Annotated in this window: 16 protein-coding genes; 10 read left to right on the plus strand and 6 right to left on the minus strand. The window is 59.4% G+C overall.

The genetic code is table 11. The annotated features are described in order from the left end of the window. Positions 1 to 118 precede the first annotated feature (118 nt). The 6 genes from CQ009_RS15020 (at position 119) to cmoB (ending at position 6,961) form a co-directional block, all read left to right on the plus strand. The gene (locus CQ009_RS15020) at positions 119 to 508 is read left to right on the plus strand and encodes a DUF6124 family protein (RefSeq protein WP_105707188.1); all 390 of its coding nucleotides are present in this window, start codon (positions 119 to 121) and stop codon (positions 506 to 508) included. Between the two features lie 888 nt (positions 509 to 1,396). Further along, complete coding sequence (gene lon / locus CQ009_RS15025) at positions 1,397 to 3,814, plus strand: endopeptidase La (RefSeq protein ID WP_105707191.1); 2,418 nt, start codon at positions 1,397 to 1,399, stop codon at positions 3,812 to 3,814. Positions 3,815 to 4,030: 216 nt separating this feature from the next. Further along, positions 4,031 to 4,423 (plus strand): protease inhibitor I42 family protein, encoded by a 393-nt coding sequence (locus CQ009_RS15030; protein WP_064392034.1) that lies wholly within the window; start codon positions 4,031 to 4,033, stop codon positions 4,421 to 4,423. Positions 4,424 to 4,425: 2 nt separating this feature from the next. Next, positions 4,426 to 5,064, plus strand: a complete 639-nt coding sequence (locus tag CQ009_RS15035; RefSeq protein WP_177430992.1) for a lysoplasmalogenase — start codon at positions 4,426 to 4,428, stop codon at positions 5,062 to 5,064. Between the two features lie 200 nt (positions 5,065 to 5,264). After that, entirely contained in the window at positions 5,265 to 6,008 is a 744-nt protein-coding gene (gene cmoA / locus CQ009_RS15040) for a carboxy-S-adenosyl-L-methionine synthase CmoA (RefSeq protein WP_064392038.1), read from the plus strand. Continuing rightward, on the plus strand, positions 6,005 to 6,961 hold the full coding sequence (cmoB, locus tag CQ009_RS15045) for a tRNA 5-methoxyuridine(34)/uridine 5-oxyacetic acid(34) synthase CmoB (RefSeq protein WP_064392040.1): 957 nt from the start codon (positions 6,005 to 6,007) through the stop codon (positions 6,959 to 6,961). The genes cmoA and cmoB overlap by 4 nt, the downstream gene beginning before the upstream one ends. 578 nt (positions 6,962 to 7,539) lie before the next feature. Here cmoB and tadA read toward each other — a convergent pair. Both tadA and CQ009_RS15055 read right to left on the minus strand, forming a co-directional pair. After that, positions 7,540 to 8,040, minus strand: a complete 501-nt coding sequence (gene tadA, locus CQ009_RS15050) for a tRNA adenosine(34) deaminase TadA (RefSeq protein ID WP_053123497.1) — start codon at positions 8,038 to 8,040, stop codon at positions 7,540 to 7,542. Then, a complete protein-coding gene (locus CQ009_RS15055) occupies positions 8,040 to 9,416 on the minus strand; it encodes a multicopper oxidase family protein (RefSeq protein ID WP_064392154.1) in 1,377 nt (458 codons plus the stop codon). Before CQ009_RS15055 ends, tadA begins: the two co-directional genes overlap by 1 nt. 218 nt (positions 9,417 to 9,634) lie before the next feature. Between CQ009_RS15055 and CQ009_RS15060 the strand changes: the two genes are divergently transcribed. Next, the gene (locus CQ009_RS15060; protein ID WP_105707197.1) at positions 9,635 to 12,661 is read left to right on the plus strand and encodes a membrane-targeted effector domain-containing toxin; all 3,027 of its coding nucleotides are present in this window, start codon (positions 9,635 to 9,637) and stop codon (positions 12,659 to 12,661) included. A gap of 82 nt (positions 12,662 to 12,743) precedes the next feature. Here the strand turns inward: CQ009_RS15060 and guaA are convergent, their stop codons facing one another. The 4 genes from guaA to CQ009_RS15080 form a co-directional block, all read right to left on the minus strand. Continuing rightward, positions 12,744 to 14,321: a glutamine-hydrolyzing GMP synthase gene (gene guaA, locus CQ009_RS15065; protein ID WP_034156271.1), complete on the minus strand. Its 1,578-nt coding sequence runs from the start codon at positions 14,319 to 14,321 to the stop codon at positions 12,744 to 12,746. Between the two features lie 99 nt (positions 14,322 to 14,420). Next, complete coding sequence (gene guaB, locus CQ009_RS15070; RefSeq protein WP_064392042.1) at positions 14,421 to 15,890, minus strand: IMP dehydrogenase; 1,470 nt, start codon at positions 15,888 to 15,890, stop codon at positions 14,421 to 14,423. A 116-nt stretch (positions 15,891 to 16,006) separates the two neighbouring features. Then, positions 16,007 to 16,555 (minus strand): sugar ABC transporter ATPase, encoded by a 549-nt coding sequence (locus tag CQ009_RS15075; protein ID WP_064392044.1) that lies wholly within the window; start codon positions 16,553 to 16,555, stop codon positions 16,007 to 16,009. Between the two features lie 138 nt (positions 16,556 to 16,693). Beyond that, positions 16,694 to 17,461, minus strand: a complete 768-nt coding sequence (locus CQ009_RS15080) for a sulfite exporter TauE/SafE family protein (RefSeq protein WP_105707199.1) — start codon at positions 17,459 to 17,461, stop codon at positions 16,694 to 16,696. Positions 17,462 to 17,561: 100 nt separating this feature from the next. Between CQ009_RS15080 and CQ009_RS15085 the strand changes: the two genes are divergently transcribed. From CQ009_RS15085 to CQ009_RS15095, 3 genes are all read left to right on the plus strand, one after another. Further along, positions 17,562 to 18,449, plus strand: a complete 888-nt coding sequence (locus tag CQ009_RS15085) for a LysR family transcriptional regulator (protein WP_105707201.1) — start codon at positions 17,562 to 17,564, stop codon at positions 18,447 to 18,449. A 131-nt stretch (positions 18,450 to 18,580) separates the two neighbouring features. Next, positions 18,581 to 19,960: an exodeoxyribonuclease VII large subunit gene (gene xseA / locus CQ009_RS15090; protein WP_016984362.1), complete on the plus strand. Its 1,380-nt coding sequence runs from the start codon at positions 18,581 to 18,583 to the stop codon at positions 19,958 to 19,960. A gap of 3 nt (positions 19,961 to 19,963) precedes the next feature. Continuing rightward, positions 19,964 to 20,785 carry a M23 family metallopeptidase gene (locus CQ009_RS15095; RefSeq protein WP_105707203.1) on the plus strand — a complete coding sequence of 274 codons (822 nt, stop codon included), beginning with the start codon at positions 19,964 to 19,966 and terminating at the stop codon, positions 20,783 to 20,785. Positions 20,786 to 21,113 lie beyond the last annotated feature (328 nt).

Genomic DNA, 21,113 nt, shown 5'->3' on the forward strand with positions numbered 1-21,113 from the left:
CTTCGGGTATGCCGAGATTGCCGAATGGCTCGGTCCGCGAACCTGCGTACAGCTGCCACCCTTTGTCGCGTCGCGGCGATTGAGAGTGACAGCCCCACTTATCATTCGGAGCTTCACCATGATCAAACCAACACCCAATCCGCCCGCAGCGGACGACACCACCCCCTACGAATTCCCCGGCTCAAAAAGATTCCACGAGGCCGCCGAACGCGCCCTCGACCACTACCTCAAACCCAACGCCTTGACCCTGCGCTTCCACAAACCCAGCACCATGTTCCAGGTCGCCCCCGATCAGGACAACGAAAGCCTGCTGGTACACGCCTGCGAATCCCTGGCCCAAGCCAGCCTCATGACCAGCGACATCGCCGCGTACATCGAACTGCCGCAACGAAGGACGATTCTGGCGATCCAGCAAATCATCATGCTCGCCGAACTCGCGGTGAACCGCGCACTGGATAACCACGAAATATCCCCCCCCCACTCACAACTGAAAAGCCCCTCACCCTAACCCTCTCCCGGAGGGAGAGGGGACTGACCGAGGTGTTTGGGCGAGATACGCCGACGTGCAATACCGAGCCGAACTTGAGCTTCAAAGCGTGAATCAACAGCCCCTCACCATAACCCTCTCCCGGAAGGAGAGGGGACTGACCGAGGTGTTTGGGCGAGATACGCCGACGTGCAATACCGAGCCGAACTTAAGCTTCAAAGCGGGAATCAACAGCCCCTCACCCTAACCCTCTCCCGGAGGGAGAGGGGACTGACCGAGGTGTTTGGGATAGACACGCCGACGTGCAATACCGAGCCGAACTCACATTCTGAAAAGCCCAAAAACCGGCCCCCTCTCCCTCGGGAGAGGGCTGGGGTGAGGGGCGAACCCACCAAAAAACCAAAGCCAAACACCCGCTCTTCACCACTCAATAGGCCGAGTGTCAGCTCGCCTGCTCTTGATCTTGATCTTGATCTTGATCCACGAGCGACGTCGGAAGGCTGAGTGGAGGGATTGATCCGGGCGTGGGAGCGCAGCGACCGTTTGGCGCAGCCAAACACAGCGAGAGGAGGTGCAGCGAAGCAAACCGTAGGCGCTGCGCCCGGATCGATCCCGCAGCGAAGGAACCCCGAGCCTCAGCGAGCGGGCCGCACGTAGGAGCAAGCCTTTTCGGTTACCTTTTCGGCGTTTGGAAAAGGTGACTCGCCGTAAGGGCGAAACCTTAATCCGCCATCACCAAAAAAACGGATATACACACAACCCCCAAGAACATGGTCGGCCCAAAGGCCGCCAAGCCCAAAGCGTGACCCCTGTCAAAACCCTGAACACACAAGCAGAAACATCCCCCGCCATTGAAACCACCGAAAGCCTGCCCCATCTAAGACCCATACCCCATTGCGCAGGTGCCCCATGAGCGACCACCAAGAATTCCCGGAAAACCCCGACGACTACACCGAAGCCGAACACATCGAACACACCTCCTCCGGCAAAGGCCTCGCCCTGCCAGGCCAGAACCTGCCGGACAAGGTCTACATCATCCCGATCCACAACCGCCCGTTCTTCCCGGCCCAAGTCCTGCCGGTCATCGTCAACGAAGAACCCTGGGCCGAAACCCTCGACCTCGTCAGCAAATCCGACCACCACTCCCTGGCCCTGTTCTTCATGGACACGCCCCAGGAAGACCCGCGCCACTTCAACACCGGCGCCCTGCCCGAATACGGCACGCTGGTCAAAGTCCACCACGCCAGCCGCGAGAACGGCAAACTGCAATTCGTCGCCCAGGGCCTGAGCCGCGTACGCATCAAAACCTGGCTCAAACACCACCGCCCACCGTACCTGGTCGAAGTCGAATACCCGCACCAGCCGACCGAGCCGACCGACGAGGTCAAGGCCTACGGCATGGCGCTGATCAACGCGATCAAGGAACTGCTGCCGCTCAACCCGCTGTACAGCGAAGAGCTGAAAAACTACCTCAACCGCTTCAGCCCCAACGACCCGTCGCCGCTGACCGACTTCGCCGCCGCGCTGACCTCCGCCACCGGCCCTGAGCTGCAAGAAGTGCTCGACTGTGTGCCGATGCTCAAGCGCATGGAAAAAGTCCTGCCGATGCTGCGCAAGGAAGTCGAAGTCGCGCGCCTGCAAAAAGAGATCTCGGCGGAAGTTAACCGCAAGATCGGCGAGCATCAGCGCGAGTTTTTCCTCAAGGAACAACTCAAGGTCATCCAGCAGGAACTCGGCCTGACCAAAGACGACCGCAGCGCCGACCTCGAACAGTTCGAACAACGCCTCGAAGGCAAAGTCCTGCCGGCGCAGGTACAAAAACGCCTTGAAGAGGAAATGAACAAACTGTCGATCCTCGAAACCGGCTCGCCGGAGTACGCGGTCACCCGCAACTACCTCGACTGGGCGACCTCGGTGCCGTGGGGCGTGTATGGCGAGGACAAACTCGACCTCAAGCACGCGCGCAAAGTGCTCGACAAACACCACGCCGGCCTCGACGACATCAAGGATCGCATCCTCGAATTCCTCGCCGTCGGTGCTTATAAAGGTGAGATCAGCGGTTCCATCGTGCTGCTGGTCGGCCCGCCGGGCGTGGGTAAAACCAGCGTCGGCAAATCCATCGCCGAATCCCTCGGCCGACCGTTCTACCGCTTCAGCCTCGGCGGCATGCGCGACGAAGCCGAGATCAAGGGCCATCGCCGCACCTACATCGGCGCGCAACCGGGCAAACTGGTGCAGGCGTTGAAAGACGTCGAAGTGATGAACCCGGTGATCATGCTCGACGAGATCGACAAGATGGGCCAGAGCTACCAGGGCGACCCGGCCTCGGCGCTGCTGGAAACCCTCGACCCGGAACAGAACGTCGAATTCCTCGACCACTACCTCGACCTGCGCATGGACTTGTCGAAAGTCCTGTTCGTCTGCACCGCCAACACCCTCGATTCGATCCCAGGCCCACTGCTGGACCGGATGGAAGTGATTCGCCTGTCTGGCTACATCACTGAAGAAAAAGTCGCCATCGCCAAGCGTCACCTGTGGCCGAAATTGCTGGAAAAGGCCGGCGTGTCCAAGGGCAGCCTGAGCATCAGCGACAGCGCGCTCAAAGCCCTGATCGACGGTTACGCCCGTGAAGCCGGCGTGCGTCAGCTGGAAAAACAGATGGGCAAACTGGTGCGCAAAGCGGTGATGAAGCTGATCGACGAGCCGAAAGCGGTGATCAAACTCGGGCCGAAAGACCTCGAAGCGTCACTGGGTCATCCAGTGTTCCGCAACGAACAAGTGCTGTCCGGCACCGGTGTGATTACCGGTCTGGCGTGGACCAGCATGGGTGGCGCGACGTTGCCGATCGAAGCGACGCGCATTCATACGCTCAACCGGGGTTTCAAACTCACCGGGCAACTGGGTGATGTGATGAAGGAGTCGGCGGAGATCGCCTACAGCTACGTCAGCTCGCACTTGAAACAGTTCGGCGGCGATGCGAAGTTCTTCGACGAAGCCTTCGTCCACTTGCATGTGCCGGAAGGCGCGACACCGAAGGACGGCCCGAGCGCCGGTGTGACCATGGCCAGCGCCCTGCTCTCCCTCGCGCGCAACCAGCCACCGAAAAAAGGCGTGGCAATGACCGGCGAACTGACGCTGACCGGGCATGTGCTGCCGATTGGCGGGGTGCGTGAGAAGGTGATTGCGGCGCGGCGGCAGAAGATCTTCGAGTTGATTTTGCCGGAGCCGAACCGGGGTAATTTTGAGGAATTGCCGGATTATCTGAAGGAAGGGATTACTGTGCATTTCGCCAAGAAGTTTGCGGATGTGGCGAAGATCCTGTTCTGACAGTTCTGCGGTGACATGACTACCGCTATCGCGAGCAGGCTCACTCCTACAGGGTTCTATGGTGAACAGTTGATTTGTGAACGCCACAACCCACTGTAGGAGTGAGCCTGCTCGCGATGGCGTCAACCCGGTCACCTTCAACCCCAGACTGTCACACTTTGTCTCATCTTCAGTTATGCTCGCCGTTCGTCGTGAACGCCCGGAGCCGCTGACCCTATGTCCCCCACTCGCCTGTTTCTCCCCCTCGCCCTCTCGCTGCTGGCCGCCTGCGCCACGCAACCGAAACACAACGTGACCGTGGAAAAACAAAGCGAATGCCCCGTACGGCTCACCAACGGGCAAAACCTCATCGTCATGCTGCCAAGCAATCCAACCACCGGTTATCGCTGGGCCATTCAGGACTCGGCTGGCGGTGTGCTGCGCGCGCTCAGCCCCGAGGTCTACAGCAATCCGGAAGATGCCGGCGTGGTCGGTGCAGCGGGTCTGTCGACCTGGCGCTTTCAGGCGTTTGCCCCCGGTACCGGGCGTCTGCGCCTGACCTCGCAACAGCCATGGGCGCCGGAAGTGCTGCCGGTGGAAACCTTTGACTGCGCCATTTCGGTGAACTGATTGTGGGCTGGCTGATTCTGGCGCTGATGGGCGCGGTGACCTTTCTTTACGGCGTCAGTACGCATGCGGCGCTGCTTTGTCTGTTGGTCAAACCGTTGCCGGTACTGGCGTTGCTCGGCTGGTTGCATGATGCGCCGCCCAGCGACTATCGGCGCTGGATCAGCCTCGGCCTGATTTTTTCGTTGCTGGGTGATGTGTTGTTGGCGTGGCCGGGGGATTTGTTTGTGTTTGGGCTGGGCGCGTTTCTGGTTGCGCACCTGGCTTATCTGAAGGCTTATCTGAGTGACTGCAAGCGTCTGGCGGTGTTGCCGCTGGTCTTGGCACTCGCGGTGGGTGCGGTGTTGCTCGGACTGCTGATTTCCAGTGGTCTGGGGCCGTTGCTGGTGCCAGTGATTGTCTATGGCACGGCAATCAGCGCGATGCTCTGGCGCGCGCTTGCTCGTCTCGGCACCGATGTGCCGAAACGTTCGGCGCTACTGGCGGCGGGTGGTGCGCTGGCGTTTGTGTTTTCGGACAGCGTGATTGGCATTGATCGCTTTGTATCGCCATTCCATGCTGCGCCGTACGTCATCATCCTCAGTTATTGGCTGGGCCAGTGGGGCATCGCCGCCTCCGCTTTCTCCCAGACTAAACGGATCTGATTGTTCCCACGCTCCGCGTGGGAATGCATCCTGTGACGCTCTGCGTCATTTGCGCAGGGACGCGGAGCGTCCGGGGCGGCATTCCCACGCAGAGCGTGGGAACGATCACCGGCAAAAAAACGCTTTATCAGACAACCCGCGCATCCCCGCGCCCTTTTGGCTAAAATGCCGGCCTTTCCATTTACACCGCCGGAACCGCCGTGAGCAAAGAACCCGATCGCATTTTCGCCAAGCCTCTGGCCCAGGTACCCGACTTCGCCTTCAACGAAGACGTCGTGCGGGTGTTCCCGGACATGATCAAGCGCTCGGTGCCGGGTTATCCGACCATCGTCGAAAACCTCGGCGTGCTCGCCGCGCAGTTCGCTCAGCCGAACAGCGTGCTCTACGATCTCGGCTCATCCTTGGGCGCCGTAACCCAGGCCCTGCGTCGCCACGTGCGCACCGACGGTTGCCGCGTTATCGCTGTGGATAACTCGGCCGCCATGGTCGAACGCTGCCGCGAGTACCTCAACGGTCAGGATTCGATGTTCCAGGAGTTGCTGCCGGTCGAAGTGATCGAGGGCGACATCCTTGCCCTCGACTTCCAGCCCGCCTCGGTGGTCGCGCTGAACTTCACCCTGCAATTCATCGCCCCCGAGCAGCGCACCGCGTTGCTCTCGCGCATCCGCCAATCGTTGTTGCCCGGTGGAGCGCTGATTCTCTCGGAGAAGCTGCGATTCAATGATGCCGAGGAACACGCGCTGCTCACCGATCTGCACGTCGCCTTCAAACGCGCCAACGGCTACAGCGAACTGGAAATTGCCCAGAAGCGCAGCGCCATCGAAAACGTCATGAAGCCCGACAGCCTCGAAGAACACCGCGAACGCCTGCTGGCCGCCGGGTTCTCGAAAGTCGTGCCGTGGTTCCAGTGTCTTAACTTTGCCTCGTTGATTGCCTTGCCATGATTGATCTGTCCCCCCTCGCCCGCCGTCTGGCCGGCACGCCGCTGGCCGAATGGGCCAACACCCTGCAGCGTCAACTCGACAAGAAAATGGACAAGGGCCATGGCGATCTGGAGCGCTGGCAGAGTGCGCTCGATGCCTTGCCGAAGATTCAGCCGAGCGAAGTCGATCTGCTCAACGGCCTGAAACTCGACACCGATTGCGACGACGAAACCCGCGCGCAGATGCGCACTGCGCTGATGGGCCTGTCGCCGTGGCGCAAAGGGCCGTTCGATCTGTTTGGTGTGCACGTCGATACCGAATGGCGTTCGGACTGGAAATGGTCGCGCGTAGCTCCACATCTCGACCTGAAGGGCAAACGCATCCTCGACGTCGGTTGCGGCAACGGCTATTACATGTGGCGCATGCTCGGTGCGGGTGCAGACAGTGTGATTGGTGTTGACCCGAACTGGCTGTTCTTCTGCCAGTTCCAGGCCGTGCAGCGTTACCTGTCCGAACCAAATGCCTGGCATTTGCCGTTCCCGTTCGAAGACCTGCCGGCGAATCTGGAAGGTTTCGACACGGTGTTTTCCATGGGCGTGTTCTACCACCGCCGCTCGCCGATCGAGCATTTGCTGGCGCTGAAGGATTGCCTGGTCAAGGGCGGCGAACTGGTGCTGGAAACACTGGTGGTGGAAGGCGACAAGCATCAGGTGCTGATGCCGGAAGACCGTTATGCGCAGATGCGTAACGTGTGGTTTCTGCCGTCGGTGCCGGCGCTGGAATTGTGGCTGCGTCGTGCCGGTTTCACCGACATTCGTTGCGTGGATGTGAGCACGACAACGGTTGAAGAGCAGCGCGGTACGGAGTGGATGAAGTATCAGTCGTTGAGCGACTTCCTTGATCCCGAAGACCACAGCAAAACCATCGAAGGCCTGCCGGCGCCAATGCGTGCGGTGATCGTCGCGAAGAAGTAACCCAACCTCTCAAACACCGCGGTGAATTCACCCCTCACCCCAGCCCTCTCCCCAAGGAGAGGGAGCCGATATTTGGGCTTTTCAAAACTTGAGTTCGACTCGATAACTCAGGTCGGCGGAGATCGCCCATTCAACTCGGTCAGTCCCCTCTCCCTCTGGGAGAGGGAGCCGATCTTTGGGCTTTTCAAAACTTGAGTTCGACTCGATAACTCAGGTCGGCGGGGATCGCCCATTCAACTCGGTCAGTCCCCTCTCCCTCTGCGAGAGGGAGCCGATCTTTGGGCTTTTCGAAACTTGAGTTCGACTCGATAACTCAGGTCCGCGGTGATCGCCCATTCAACTCGGTCAGTCCCCTCTCCCTCTGGGAGAGGGAGCCGATATTTGGGCTTTTCAAAACTCGAGTTCGACTCGATAACTCAGGTCGGCGGAGATCACCCATTCAACTCGGTCAGTCCCCTCTCCCTCTGCGAGAGGGAGCCGATCTTTGGGCTTTTCGAAACTTGAGTTCGACTCGATAACTCAGGTCCGCGGTGATCGCCCATTCAACTCGGTCAGTCCCCTCTCCCTCTGGGAGAGGGTTAGGGTGAGGGGCTTTTTGCTCGGCGGGCGCGGAAGAATTCAGTCAGCACCGCACCACACTCCTCCGCCAACACCCCGCCTTCATACAACACTCGGTGATTCAAAAAGCCCTGGGTAAAAAACTGCCCCTGGCTCTGCACAATCCCCGCCTTCGGCTCCAGCGCCCCGTAAACCACTCGCGCTACCCGTGAATGCACGATCAATCCGGCACACATGCTGCACGGTTCCAGCGTCACATACAGCGTGCTGCCTGGCAGACGATAGTTATCCACGGCCTGTGCGGCAGCACGAATAGCGACCATTTCCGCGTGGGCACTCGGGTCGCTGGCGCTGATCGGGCAATTGAAGCCGCGACCGATGATCTCGCCATCCTGCACCAGCACCGCGCCCACCGGAACTTCGCCGAGGGCTGCGCCTTGTGCGGCAAGCGCCAACGCTTCACGCATGAAATCGCGGTCACGGCTGCGGTCGATGATCGCCGCTGGGCGAATCTGGCGCATCACTTCACCTCGATGGCGGCCATCAGGCCGGTTTCCATGTGGTCGATCACATGGCAGTGGAACATCCATACCCCCGGGTTATCGGCCACCAGCGCCACTTGCGCGCGCTCGTTCTTGCCCAACAGGTACGTGTCGGTGAAGTACGGAATGATCTTGTGCCGATTCGACGCAATCACTTTGAAGCTCATCCCGTGCAAGTGGATCGGGTGCTGGTACTGGGTCATGTTCTTCAATTCGAAAATATAGCTCTGACCCAGCTTCAGGCTGGCAATCGGCCGATCCGCACACGTCTTGTCGGTGATGTCCCAGGCCTTGCCGTTGATCTGCCACAGACTCGGCGGCCGGCCGTTATCGACGTTCACCGATACCGAACCGACCCATTCGAAATTGAAGTTGAGTTTCTCGGCATTGGCCAGGTCCGGCTCAGCCACCGGGTTGGCCGGCAGCGCCTTCGGCCAGTCAGTCGGCGCGTCGGTATTGGCCACCGAACGCAGCGTGCCCAGACGCACCGGGCCGTTGCGCAGCGATAATTCTTCGCCAGCCGCTGGCGCTTTGATCGCCAGGCAAATGCGCATGCCGGGGCCCAGCCAGTATTCCTTGCCCAGCGGGCGTGGCTCGACCGGGTTGCCGTCCAGCGCATAAATCCGTGCTTCGACCCCGGGAATATTGATGCGGTAAGTCAGGGTGTTGTCGAGGTTGAGCAAACGCACTCGCGTGATCTGCCCGGCCGGCAATTCGATCACCGGCGATGGCACACCATTAATTGTCGAAAGGCGCCCCGCCGTTCCGCCCCGCGCCGCTTCACGCGGAATGCTGAACTCGACGAAATTGCCTACGTCATCGATGTGCCAGTTCTTCAGGCTCAAGGTCTTTTCATACACGAAACCGGTCGGCTCGCGCTCTTCGATGATCAGCGGCCCGACCAGCCCGCGACCGAGCTCTTCGCTGCTGCTGACGTGCGGGTGATACCAATAGCTGCCAGCATCCGGCACGCGGAATTTGTAATCGAAGTACTCGCCTGGTAGCACCGGTAGCTGCGAAACGTACGGCACACCGTCCATTTCCAGCGGCAGGCGAATGCCATGCCAGTGAATGGTGGTCGCCACCGGCAAATGGTTGATGAAACGTACGCGCAGCCATTCACCCTGACGCACACGCAGCTCGGTTCCTGGCGCCGAGGGGCCGAACGCCCAGGCTGCGGTTTTATGCCCCGGCACCAGTTCAACATCCAGCGGCGCGGCGATCAGTTCGTAATCGTGGCCCGCTTCAGCATCAGCCATTTTGCCCAGCCAGTAACGCGACGCGCCACCGGCCCCCACGCCAACCACTACAAGACCGGCCAGACCACCGAGTATTTGTCGACGGGTAAAAGACATGAACTCAACCACCTCACGTATCAGCCACGGGCGCCAGGCCCGCAAAAGGCAAATACGATACACCTGCAATTGCGAAACAGTAAGGGCGGCGCGGCGGATGGACGCAGTCGCGCCCGCGCCATACAGCATTTTGATCGTACCCATAACATAACTATGTAGTGCACAGTCCTTGAGTGAACAGGTCATCCTGCGACACCCGTTTCTCAAGGATAGAGAGCATGAACGCACCACCCCCCCTGCCCAATGCTGCCGACAAGGCCGCGCTTGAGGCCATTGCCGCCACCGTCATCCAGAACTGCCCCAGCCTGCAGGATGAGGCGCATCAGGTCGCCAGCGACTTACTAAAAAAACATGAGATCAACGGACTGGATCCGGATCAGGTCTACTTTCATCGCTTCGATGCTTCGCAAAGCAGCGCCAAAGCCTTTACTGGCTGGGAGCATGTGCACGCGACGCCCACCTCGACCATGACCCTGACCGAACTGGTGATCCACCGATTTCGTGTCGCCGATCAGGACAATGCCGATCTACTTGACGTGTACGGTGGTTTTTATACCGCAGGCCCGGGTGCCGGCACCTTCAATGAATCCAATGAAGTGCGCCTGCACGGAAGCGCGGTGCTAAAGGAATTCTGGAGCGTCGACTTCAGCGCGTTGTACAGCGAAAAATTGACAGCATTCTGGAGTACCTCGAACAGCCATTTCCGCACATTGGCCAAATGCAACTTCCTTGTCAAAGCCCTACAGGCACGAGACAAACGGCAATTGAGCGACGAAGACTTCCAGTTCGTCACGCAAGCCGTCATCGGCCCGATCACCTGGCCTGTCAGCCTGCAAATGCTGCAGGCCGCTCACCCTTGCAGCGCTGAGGTCACCACGTTCGATATCGCCGGTTACTGCGCCATCAGTGCGTTTCGATTCATCACGACGAAGGGACGACAGGTCGTTTATCTGCCAAGCGATACCGAGCCTTTCCAGGTACTGGAAAGCGCTACAGACATGCACTACTGGGTGCTGCTGCGGATGAACAACAGCGCTACCCGGCAGACATTGATGACACATTTCTCCCTCGCTGACCGCCAGCAGGTCAGCGATAACCTCAGCGATCTGATGAACCGCCTGGTGAAAACCTGGGGCGTCTACGACCACTCAATGATCAATGGGCAGAGCCGCGCGATCAAGGGTGACGCCTTTACCTGGTTGAGCGATTCGACCCGTGATGCCATGTTCGCGGAAGCCACGCTTTCCCTGACCTCCAACGGCGATCTGCGCAAGCGACTGTGGATCGGTTATCTCAGCGCAGGTGTCAAAGTATTTGGCCCGATGGCAGTGGTCGGATGGCCGATAGCGCTTCCAGTGATCGGCGCCAGCATTGCTGGCATGGGTTTGAACATCGATCAGGCGGTCAACGGAAAAACCACCGCGCAACGCAAGGCCGGGATCCTCGGTGCAGTGCTCAACGGCATCGACATGCTGTTCAATCTCATGGTGCTCAAAGGGCCGGGGGCATTGCTGGAGACCGGCCCTGAGGTCGATGCCGCAGAAGCTCGGGAAATGGCCGACTTGACCGTAGAGAACAGCGACGAGCTGAAACGGGCACTGCCCGAAAAAACCTTGAAGCCAGTGGGTTCGCCACCGATCGGTGTTCAAACGCCGACTGCCACGTCATTACTCGAAGACATCCCGCGACCGCCGATACCGCAACACTGGCAAGCCAATGAATTACTGGAAGGACTGACGCCTGGCAGTGAGCCCGGCAAGCTTCAGGGGATTTACCTGCTCGACTCCACGCCCTCCACAGCCATCATGATCGACGACTGCGCCTACTACGTGCGTTACGAAACCGACCTCAACGGTGGCGGCCACTGGGCCATCATCGACCCCGCGAAACCCGACAGTTTTACTGGTTCCATCGCCATACGCCTGAACGCTGAGGGCGAGTGGGAAACCATGCCACGCGGCGGTCTCAAGGGGGGCGGCAAGCCATCTGCGCTGGCAGGATCCCGCGGTCAACGCCAACCTGTCCCAGCACCGATAACCACCCTGCCGGCATCCGAATACGACGTGCCTGCCCCCCTCAAATCGCATCTTGAGCAAGGCGCGGCGGGGCTCGACGATGAGGCACTACGGGATGTCTACGACAGCCTCAACGCGTTCGATGCCTACCGCGATTTCAAGGTCATCAGAAAACGTCTCTACCACGACGCCTTGGAGTTCTTTGCCACACTGCAATTGCCTGGGCGCCCTCCCGTGCCGGTACTGGCGACAGACGCGACTGCCGAGGAGATCATCGACAGGATTCTGCAACATGCCCGAGGGCTGGTCATCGGTGAAAGTCATACCGCTATCGGCAGTAAACAATGGCTGATCGAAAACATGGAGTTACTCGCCAGCAAACAAGTGAAGACCCTGTACATGGAACACCTGCTGACCGACTTTCACCAGGCGGCCCTGGACGAGTTCTTCCGCACCGGCGTCATGCCCAAGGATCTCGAGACTTACCTGAAAGCGCTTGATGTCGGCAACATGACTGATCCATTGGAGCGTTACACGTTTCTTGAACTGGTCAGGGAAGCCAGAAAACAAGGCATCCATATACAGGCCATTGATTGCATGGCGAGCTACCGGCTCTACGGCATGGAGATCATGACTGCCCAGGCGCTCACGGTCGACGAGACTGCACGGCAGAAAATGATGAACTACTTCGCCAGATCGGTCATTCGTGCCGATCAGGCAGCGCGGGGCGCACACAAGTGGGTCGCTCTGATGGGCAACTCCCACTCGAACACCTTCGACGGCGTTGCCGGCGTCAGCGAGCTGGAAGAGGCCATCGGTATCCGTGTCGAGGATGTCGCCGAAGGAGTATCACGTGGCATCGAAGTCGACCCGGGGAAAATCCTCCCGCTGGGCGGTACCGCGTTTGACCGCTCCGCACTGGTGCGAGGCGACCTGCGGCTGCAAATGGAAACACCGTGGATCGCACAAACCATGGCGGAATTCGAAACGCTGCTGCCGCGTTACGGTATGTACTCCTTGAAACAACAACCCAACATGACATTTATCGTGCATCGCAGTCGCAGCAAAGAACTGGTGCGCACCATTATTGAAAATGACGGGAGACGCTTCTACATCGAACGCCCGAGCTGGCCTTCGGTCAGCGGTAAACGCTATGACAGCATCAAGACGTTGCTACAGGCACTGGATGAGATGGGCATGAACCTCGCTGGCTGGTCGAAACCGCTGTAACGCAGACACAAAAAAGCCGTGTGAAATCGAATTTCACACGGCTTTCGGTGACAGCGCTCAAGCCATCAAGGCTTGTGCGGGATCACTCCCACTCAATGGTCGCTGGCGGCTTGCTCGACACGTCGTAAGTGACGCGGGAGATGCCTTCGATTTCATTGATGATGCGGCCGGAGACGGTTTCCAGCAGTTCGTAAGGCAGGTGCGCCCAACGTGCGGTCATGAAGTCGATGGTTTCTACGGCACGCAGGGCTACAACCCAAGCGTAACGACGGCCATCGCCTACAACGCCAACCGATTTGACTGGCTGGAACACGACGAAGGCCTGGCTGACTTTGTGGTACCAGTCGGCTTTGCGCAGTTCTTCGATGAAGATGTGGTCGGCACGACGCAGCAGATCGGCGTATTCCTTCTTCACTTCACCGAGGATGCGCACGCCCAGGCCCGGGCCCGGGAACGGGTGACGGTAGACCATGTCGTACGGCAGGCCCAGCTCCAGACCCAAACGACGGACTTCGTCCTTGAACAGTTCGCGCAGTGGCTCGACCAGTTTCAGGTTCATCTCTTCCGGCAGGCCGCCCACGTTGTGGTGCGACTTGATCACGTGGGCCTTGCCGCTTTTCGCGCCAGCCGACTCGATCACGTCCGGGTAGATAGTGCCCTGAGCGAGGTATTTGATGTTTTCCAGTTTGTTCGACTGGGCATCGAATACGTCGATGAAGGTGCGACCGATGATCTTGCGCTTCTTCTCTGGATCGGCTTCGCCGGCCAGGTTGTCGAGGAACTGGTCTTCAGCATTGGCGCGGATCACCTTGACGCCCATGTTCTCGGCGAACATGGCCATCACTTGCTCGCCTTCGTGCAGACGCAGCAGGCCGTTGTCGACGAAGACGCAGGTCAGTTGGTCGCCGATGGCTTTGTGCAGCAGCGCGGCAACCACCGAGGAGTCAACGCCGCCGGACAGGCCCAGCAGCACGTTGTCGGTGCCGACTTGTGCTCGGATGTTGGCGATGGCGTCTTCAGCGATCTTCGACGGCGTCCACAATGCTTCACAGCCGCAGATGTCGAGAACGAAACGCGACAGGATGCGACCGCCCTGCTTGGTGTGGGTCACTTCCGGGTGGAACTGCACGCCGTAGTAGCCACGGTCGTCGTTGAACATACCGGCGATCGGGCAGCTTGGGGTGCTGGCGAGGATGTGGAAGTCTTCCGGCATCCTGGTGACCTTGTCACCGTGGCTCATCCATACGTCGAGGCCGAACAGGCCGTCGGCGTCGATGTGGTCTTCGATGCCATCGAGCAGGCGGCTCTTGCCGACTACATCAACGCGGGCGTAACCGAACTCACGCAGTTCGGAACCTTCAACCTTGCCGCCCAGTTGCTCGGCCATGGTTTGCATGCCGTAGCAGATACCGAAGACCGGTACGCCCAGATCGAACACTGCCTGTGGGCAGCGCGGGCTGTCGGCGACGTGTACGGACTCGGGGCCGCCGGCGAGGATGACGCCTTTAGGAGCGAATTCGCGGATCGCATCTTCGTCCATATCGAACGGGTGCAGTTCGCAGTACACACCGATCTCGCGCACGCGGCGGGCGATCAGTTGGGTATATTGCGAACCGAAGTCGAGGATCAGGATGCGGTGAGCGTGAATATCGAGGGCCATGATTCAGTCTCGTCTAAGTCGTTCAGAAACAGTCGTGATTCAGAAACAACTCGGGGCTGAATCAAACAGCCCCGGTTGCTTACTTTATTGCTTGAAGGCTCAACCTACGCGGTAGTTTGGCGCTTCTTTGGTGATCTGCACGTCGTGCACGTGGGATTCGGCCATGCCAGCACCGGTGATCCGCACGAACTCAGGCTTGGTGCGCATTTCTTCGATGTTGGCGCTACCGGTGTAGCCCATCGAGGAACGCAGACCGCCCATCAACTGGTGAATGATCGCGCTCAGGGTGCCTTTATACGGCACACGGCCTTCGATGCCTTCCGGAACAAGCTTCTCGGCGCCTGCCGAGGAGTCCTGGAAATAACGGTCGGAGGAACCTTGAGCCTGGGACATGGCGCCCAGCGAACCCATGCCGCGATAAGCCTTGTACGAACGGCCCTGGAACAGTTCGATTTCGCCCGGCGCTTCTTCAGTACCGGCGAACATCGAGCCCATCATCACGCAGGAAGCACCGGCTACGATGGCCTTGGACAGGTCACCGGAGAAACGGATGCCGCCGTCGGCGATCAACGGTACGCCGGTGCCTTCAAGGGCAGCGGCGACGTTGGCGATGGCACTGATTTGCGGGACGCCGACACCGGCGACGATACGGGTGGTGCAGATCGAGCCAGGGCCGATACCGACCTTGACTGCGTCAGCGCCTGCTTCGGCCAAAGCCTTGGCAGCGGCGCCGGTGGCGATGTTGCCGCCGATCACCTGCACTTCAGGGAAGTTCTCTTTGACCCAGCGAACGCGGTCGATCACGCCTTTGGAGTGACCGTGAGCGGTATCAACTACCACTACGTCCACACCGGCATTGACCAGAGCGGCAACGCGGTCACCGGTGTCTTTACCGGTACCGACAGCAGCGCCAACGCGCAGACGACCTTGGTCGTCCTTGCTGGCCAGCGGGTAGGCTTTGGCTTTTTCGATGTCGTTGACGGTCATCATGCCTTTGAGGGCGAATTTGTCGTCGACGATCAGTACGCGTTCGATGCGGTTTTTGTGCAACAACTCGCGAACGTCGTTCTTGTCGGCGCCTTCCTTGACCGTGACCAGGCGCTCTTTAGGCGTCATCACTTCACGGACAGTGGCTTCCAGACGGTTTTCGAAACGCACGTCACGGGAAGTGACGATGCCGACCAGGTCGCCATCGTGCAGGACCGGAACGCCGGAAATGTTGTGCAGACGGGTCAATTCGAACAGTTCACGCACCGTGGCATCAGCCTCGATGGTGATTGGGTCCTTGACTACACCGGCTTCGTAACGCTTGACCTTGCGAACTTCGGCAGCTTGCTGCTCGATGGTCATGTTCTTGTGGATAATGCCGATGCCACCTTCCTGAGCCATGGCAATTGCCAGACGGGCTTCAGTAACGGTGTCCATTGCAGCAGAAACCAGAGGAATATTCAGCTCGATGCCACGGGTTAGGCGGGTCTTGAGACTGACTTCGTTAGGAAGCACCTCGGAATAACCAGGCACTAGGAGAATGTCGTCGAATGTCAGAGCTTCTTGGCTGATACGCAGCATCGCGGGGGCTCCCGAGCGGGAAAATGGAAGCGCGCCATTATAGTCAGACACCCCCTTCGGATCAACGTAAAACTCAGCTTAATATCAATGTTGCTGATGTACGGGAATCCCCGGATCTACAGCTCCACCTTGACCCAAGAGACAGGTTGATCGAGCCAGTCGGCGAACTCGTCGATAAAGCTTTGCTTGAAACCGGCCTCAAGCCAGTTATTGAAGATGAAACCGAGGTTGGAAAACCCGCATTCCTGCAAAAACAGAAAACCGTTGATGTCATCTTCATGCCCGCATTCGGGGCAGGTGAAGTTATCGGTGCGCCCGGGGAACCAGTCTTCGAGGCTCTCGAACAGCGCTTCGCCGACCTCGCGGCGGCACTCGGCGCAACCGGCCTCCTCGAGAAAGCCCTTCGCCGGAGTGTAGATGCAACGCTTGGTGACGATCTCCAGGCCGTTGATTGGCTCTCCGAATGGCAACGCCTGCGGGTGCAGCACCACGGCACGGGCGCCATCGGCAATCGCGTACGCCATGCGATTGCCGGTGCGGCCGCAGGTGCTCAACTCCTCCTTGACGATGTTCTTGCGTACCAGCCAGCGCAGGATCGCCCGGGCCCGGGGTTCATGGACCGGCAGGGTGGAGATTTTCGGGACGATGATGCTTTGCGAATTCATGGAAAGTCCTGCGGTGTGGCTGCTGACGCCTTCGCGAGCAGGCTCGCTCCCACACTTTGAATGCATTCCAACTGTGGGAGCGAGCTTGCTCGCGAAGAGGCCCTAAAGGCCGGCAGCTTAATCCCTGACGAAATCCGGTCAAGTGCTGAGGTAGCGCCCGATCAACGCGAGCCCGCTCGCCAGCACCAGCCACGTCACCAATCGCACAAACGCCTCGCGCGACAAACGCATGGTCAACCGCCGCCCGATCCACAACCCCAACGCCATGGCCGGCAACAGACAAAGCGCCAACATCAACAAGGGTAGCTCGGCATACACACCCGCGATGGCAAACAGACTCAAACGCACCACCGTGCTGCAACTGATCAACGCACTTTGCGTGGCCCGCGCCGCTTCTTTCGGCAATCGGCTGTTGAGATAAATCGCATATAAAAAGCCGCCACTGCCAAACAGCGCACCAAACAGCCCACCCACCGTGCCCATCGGCACCGCCCACCCCACCGACATTTGCGTTGGCCGCGCTGTTACCCACAGGCTGTAAATCGCATAAGCGCTGATAAACAGCCCCATCAACAGCAGCAATACATCGGATTTCAGGTTAAGCAGAAAAATAACGCCCAACGTGCAACCGACCGCCATGCACGGCAGCAGCCGTAACAACTCGGGCTTGGCCACATCCCGCCGCGACGGCAGCAGATTGCCGAACGCCGCGACGAAATCCAGCAGCACCAGCAGCGGCACAATCTTCGACAACGGCATGAACAGAATCAGAATCGGCCCCGCGACCAGCGCCGTGCCAAATCCGGCAATGCCGAACACGATATAGGCCAGAGCGATACCCAAGCCGATCAACGCCCAACCACCGGCGCCCCATGTCCACTCGCTCAACAACGCCGCCACACTCATGGGTCTACTTCCTTAATAAGTCTGAGATGACTTTAGCCAGCACCAAGCGTTGCGACTAATATCTTCCAGGTCGCTTACTCATCTCGAAAAGGCATGGCTCGTGCTTTCAACCCGTCAATTGCGTTACTTCGTCGAAATCGCCGACTGCGGCAGTTTCAGTGCGGCGGCTGAACGTTTGTATATCGCGCAATCAGCGCTGAGCCGGCAGATCAAGGACATGGAAACGCGTCTGCAAACACCGCTGTTCGAACGCACGGCACGCCAGCCCCGGCTCACTGCGGCGGGGGAAGCATTTTTGCCGCGCGCTCGGAATCTGCTGAACGAACTGAGCAAGGCCAGCGCCATGGCCACTGCGGTTGGCAATGGCCAACGCGGCACTTTGCGCCTGAGCCATTCGAGTACGGTGACGATCAGCGGATGGCTTCTTCAGCAGATCAGCACCTACCTTGATCAGCAGAGCGGCGTGTCGCTGGACATCGGCAAGTTGTCTTCCGAGGCGCAACTGGAAGAACTGGCCGAAGGGCGCCTCGATATCGGCCTGTTGCGGTTGCCAGTGTTGCGCCAGCGCGAAGGCATCCAGATTGTGCCGCTGTTCACTGAACGGTTGCTACTGGCGGTACCGCACAGTCATTACCTGGCAAATGCCAACACTGTGGAACTGGTGCAATTGAAGGACGAGGCGTTTATCTCGATCCCGCATCCGCAACGCGGCGGCTTGAGTTATCTGTGTGCAGATCTGTGCATGCGCCAGGGTTTTTTCCCGAAAGCGGCGCGGGTGATGTCGCGCAAAACCACGCAGTTACAGTTGATTCAGGCCGGATTCGGCATCGCCCTGCTGCCGGAATCAATGCAAGACATTGCACCACGCGGCGTACGATTTCTGCCGCTGAGCGATCCGGACTGCGAAAGCACCGTCGCCCTCGCCTATCGCCAGAATCCGACACCTTTGATCCACCACTTCATCGAAACCTTCACAACCCCCTTGTAGGAGTGAGCCTGCTCGCGATCGCGGTTGAACATTCAACCTATCCTGCGACTGACACACCGCTATCGCGAGCAGACTCACTCCTACAGGGGACTTGTGGTGATTCGACGGCAAATGCCTTTAAACTGCGCCCCATGATTAAAGATCCCTTTGCAAGACTTGGCCTGGACCGTGAAGTCCTGACCGTCAGCCAGCTCAACGGCCGTGCGCGGGTGTTGCTCGAAGACGTGTTCAGCAACATCTGGGTTGAAGGCGAAATCTCCAACCTCGCCCGCCCGGCGTCCGGCCACATCTATTTCACCCTCAAGGACAGCGGCGCGCAGGTGCGTTGCGCGCTGTTCCGGCAGAACGCCGCGCGAGTGCGTCAGGCGTTGAAGGACGGCCTGGCAGTGAAGGTACGCGGCAAGGTCTCGCTGTTCGAGGGCCGTGGCGACTATCAGTTGATTCTCGACACCGTTGAGCCGGCCGGTGACGGCGCGCTACGTTTGGCTTTCGATGCACTCAAAGAAAAGCTCAGCGCCGAAGGTCTGTTCAGCGCCGAACGCAAAGTGCCGCTGCCCGCGCATCCGCAGCGCATCGGCATCATCAGCTCGCCGACCGGCGCGGTGATTCGCGACATCATCAGCGTGTTCCGCCGCCGTGCACCGCAAGTACAACTGACGCTGATCCCGACCGCCGTGCAGGGCCGCGAAGCCACCGCGCAAATCGTCCGCGCGCTGAAAATGGCCGATGCCCGTGGCTTCGACGCGTTGATCCTTGCCCGTGGCGGCGGTTCGCTGGAAGACCTCTGGTGCTTCAACGAAGAAGCCGTGGCCCGCGCCGTTGATGCCTGTGTGACGCCGATTGTCAGTGCTGTCGGCCATGAAACCGATGTGTCGATCAGTGACTTTGTCGCTGACGTCCGAGCGCCAACGCCGTCTGCGGCTGCCGAGTTACTCGCGCCCGATTCCAGCCATTTGATCCGTCAGGTCGAAAGCCTGCATCGCCGTTTGGTGATGCGCATGCGTGACCGCCTGATGCGTGATCGTCTGCGCCTCGAAGGCATGGCGCGTCGCTTGCGTCATCCCGGCGAGCGTCTGCGCCAGCAAGCGCAACGTCTGGACGATCTGGACATGCGCATGCGTCGGGCGTTCGAACGTCATCTCAATACTCGCCGCGAGCGCCTGATTCGCCTGGAAACCCGCCTCGCCGGGCAACATCCGGGACGGCAATTGGCGATGTTGCGCCAGCGCCTCGACAGCCTCGCCGAACGTCTGCCACGGGCCATGCGCGAAGGCCTGAAAAACCGTCGCCTGCAACTGCACAGTCAGATGCAGACGCTGCACGTGGTCAGCCCGCTGGCAACGCTCGGCCGTGGTTACAGCATTCTGCTCGATGAGCGTGGCCATGCGATCCGCAATGCCGCCCAGACCCACACCGGCCAGCGCCTCAAAGCCAAACTCGGCGAAGGCGAACTGCAAGTACGCGTCGAGGACAATCACCTGACGCCTGTCACCCTCTCTTTACTGGACTGATCCATGCCGCGTTTTCTCGCTCCACTGTTTTTGCTCTGCCTGACCTTCAATGCCCACGCCGACAGTTACATTACCCGGCTGCTGAACAAACCGGTGCCAGGCGGTGTGGCAGTGGTTGATCTGGGCGCGGCCGCGCAGGCGCCGAAAGCCACGTATCAGGGCAAACCGGTGCTGGTGGTGAAAGAACAGAACAACTGGCTGGCGATTGTCGGCGTGCCGTTGACGGTGAAGCCGGGCACGCAACAGATCAGCAGCGGTGGGCGCAATCTGCCGTTCACCGTGGGCAACAAGAAATACCCGGAACAGCGCATCACCCTGAAGAACAAACAGCAAGTAAACCCGGATCAGTCGAACCTCAAGCGCATCGAGGGTGAACTGGCTGAGCAGATCAAGGCCTACCGCAGCTTCAGCCCGAACACGCCAAGCAATCTGCTGCTGGACAAACCGGTCAATGGTCCGCTGTCGAGCAAGTTTGGCGTGCGCCGCTTCTTTAATGGTGAGGAGCGCAATCCGCACGCCGGCCTCGACTTCGCAGTGCCGGCCGGAACGCCGATCAAGACCCCGGCGGCAGGCAAGGTAATCCTCACCGGCAACTACTTCTTCAACGGCAATACCGTGTTTGTCGACCATGGGCAGGGCTTTATCAGCATGTTCTGCCACATGTCGAAGATTGATGTGAAAGTCGGCGATCAACTGGCGCGGGGCACGGTGGTCGGTAAGGTTGGCATGACCGGTCGCGCGACCGGGCCGCACATGCACTGGAATGTCAGCCTGAATGATGCGCGGGTGGATCCGGCGATTTTTATTGGCGCATTTCAGCCTTAAAAAATAGAGCGAAGCTTATGGCCTCATCGCGAGCAGGCTCACTCCTACATTGGACCGGTGTTGTGAACACGATCAACTGTAGGAGTGAGCCTGCTCGCGATGGCGGCTTATGCTGTACTCAAACACTCCTGACACCCCTTTACCCCCAATTGCGCCCCAATCAAACCTCGCGCAAATATCACAACGATCAGCAATCTCCAGCGCAATAAAATCCCGCAAAAACCCGCTTTACGAGTATTCCTCTCAATTTTTTCCGACTGCTTGCCAACCTCTCCCCTCGCGGTTAGGGTTGAAGGCATGAAAACCTCTCACACCCTTATTCAGCTTC

Source organism: Pseudomonas sp. MYb2 (assembly GCF_002979955.1).
Lineage (GTDB): Bacteria > Pseudomonadota > Gammaproteobacteria > Pseudomonadales > Pseudomonadaceae > Aquipseudomonas.

Excerpts from the sequence above, each read along its gene's own strand:
- CQ009_RS15075 (WP_064392044.1), bottom strand. The coding sequence starts at position 16,555 with ATGAATTCGCAAAGCATCATCGTCCCGAAAATCTCCACCCTGCCGGTC.
- CQ009_RS15060 (WP_105707197.1), top strand. The coding sequence starts at position 9,635 with ATGAACGCACCACCCCCCCTGCCCAATGCTGCCGACAAGGCCGCGCTT.
- guaA (WP_034156271.1), bottom strand. The coding sequence starts at position 14,321 with ATGGCCCTCGATATTCACGCTCACCGCATCCTGATCCTCGACTTCGGT.
- CQ009_RS15080 (WP_105707199.1), bottom strand. The coding sequence starts at position 17,461 with ATGAGTGTGGCGGCGTTGTTGAGCGAGTGGACATGGGGCGCCGGTGGT.
- tadA (WP_053123497.1), bottom strand. The coding sequence starts at position 8,040 with ATGCGCCAGATTCGCCCAGCGGCGATCATCGACCGCAGCCGTGACCGC.
- guaB (WP_064392042.1), bottom strand. The coding sequence starts at position 15,890 with ATGCTGCGTATCAGCCAAGAAGCTCTGACATTCGACGACATTCTCCTA.
- CQ009_RS15095 (WP_105707203.1), top strand. The coding sequence starts at position 19,964 with ATGCCGCGTTTTCTCGCTCCACTGTTTTTGCTCTGCCTGACCTTCAAT.
- lon (WP_105707191.1), top strand. The coding sequence starts at position 1,397 with ATGAGCGACCACCAAGAATTCCCGGAAAACCCCGACGACTACACCGAA.
- CQ009_RS15020 (WP_105707188.1), top strand. The coding sequence starts at position 119 with ATGATCAAACCAACACCCAATCCGCCCGCAGCGGACGACACCACCCCC.
- cmoB (WP_064392040.1), top strand. The coding sequence starts at position 6,005 with ATGATTGATCTGTCCCCCCTCGCCCGCCGTCTGGCCGGCACGCCGCTG.
- CQ009_RS15055 (WP_064392154.1), bottom strand. The coding sequence starts at position 9,416 with ATGTCTTTTACCCGTCGACAAATACTCGGTGGTCTGGCCGGTCTTGTA.
- CQ009_RS15030 (WP_064392034.1), top strand. The coding sequence starts at position 4,031 with ATGTCCCCCACTCGCCTGTTTCTCCCCCTCGCCCTCTCGCTGCTGGCC.
- xseA (WP_016984362.1), top strand. The coding sequence starts at position 18,581 with ATGATTAAAGATCCCTTTGCAAGACTTGGCCTGGACCGTGAAGTCCTG.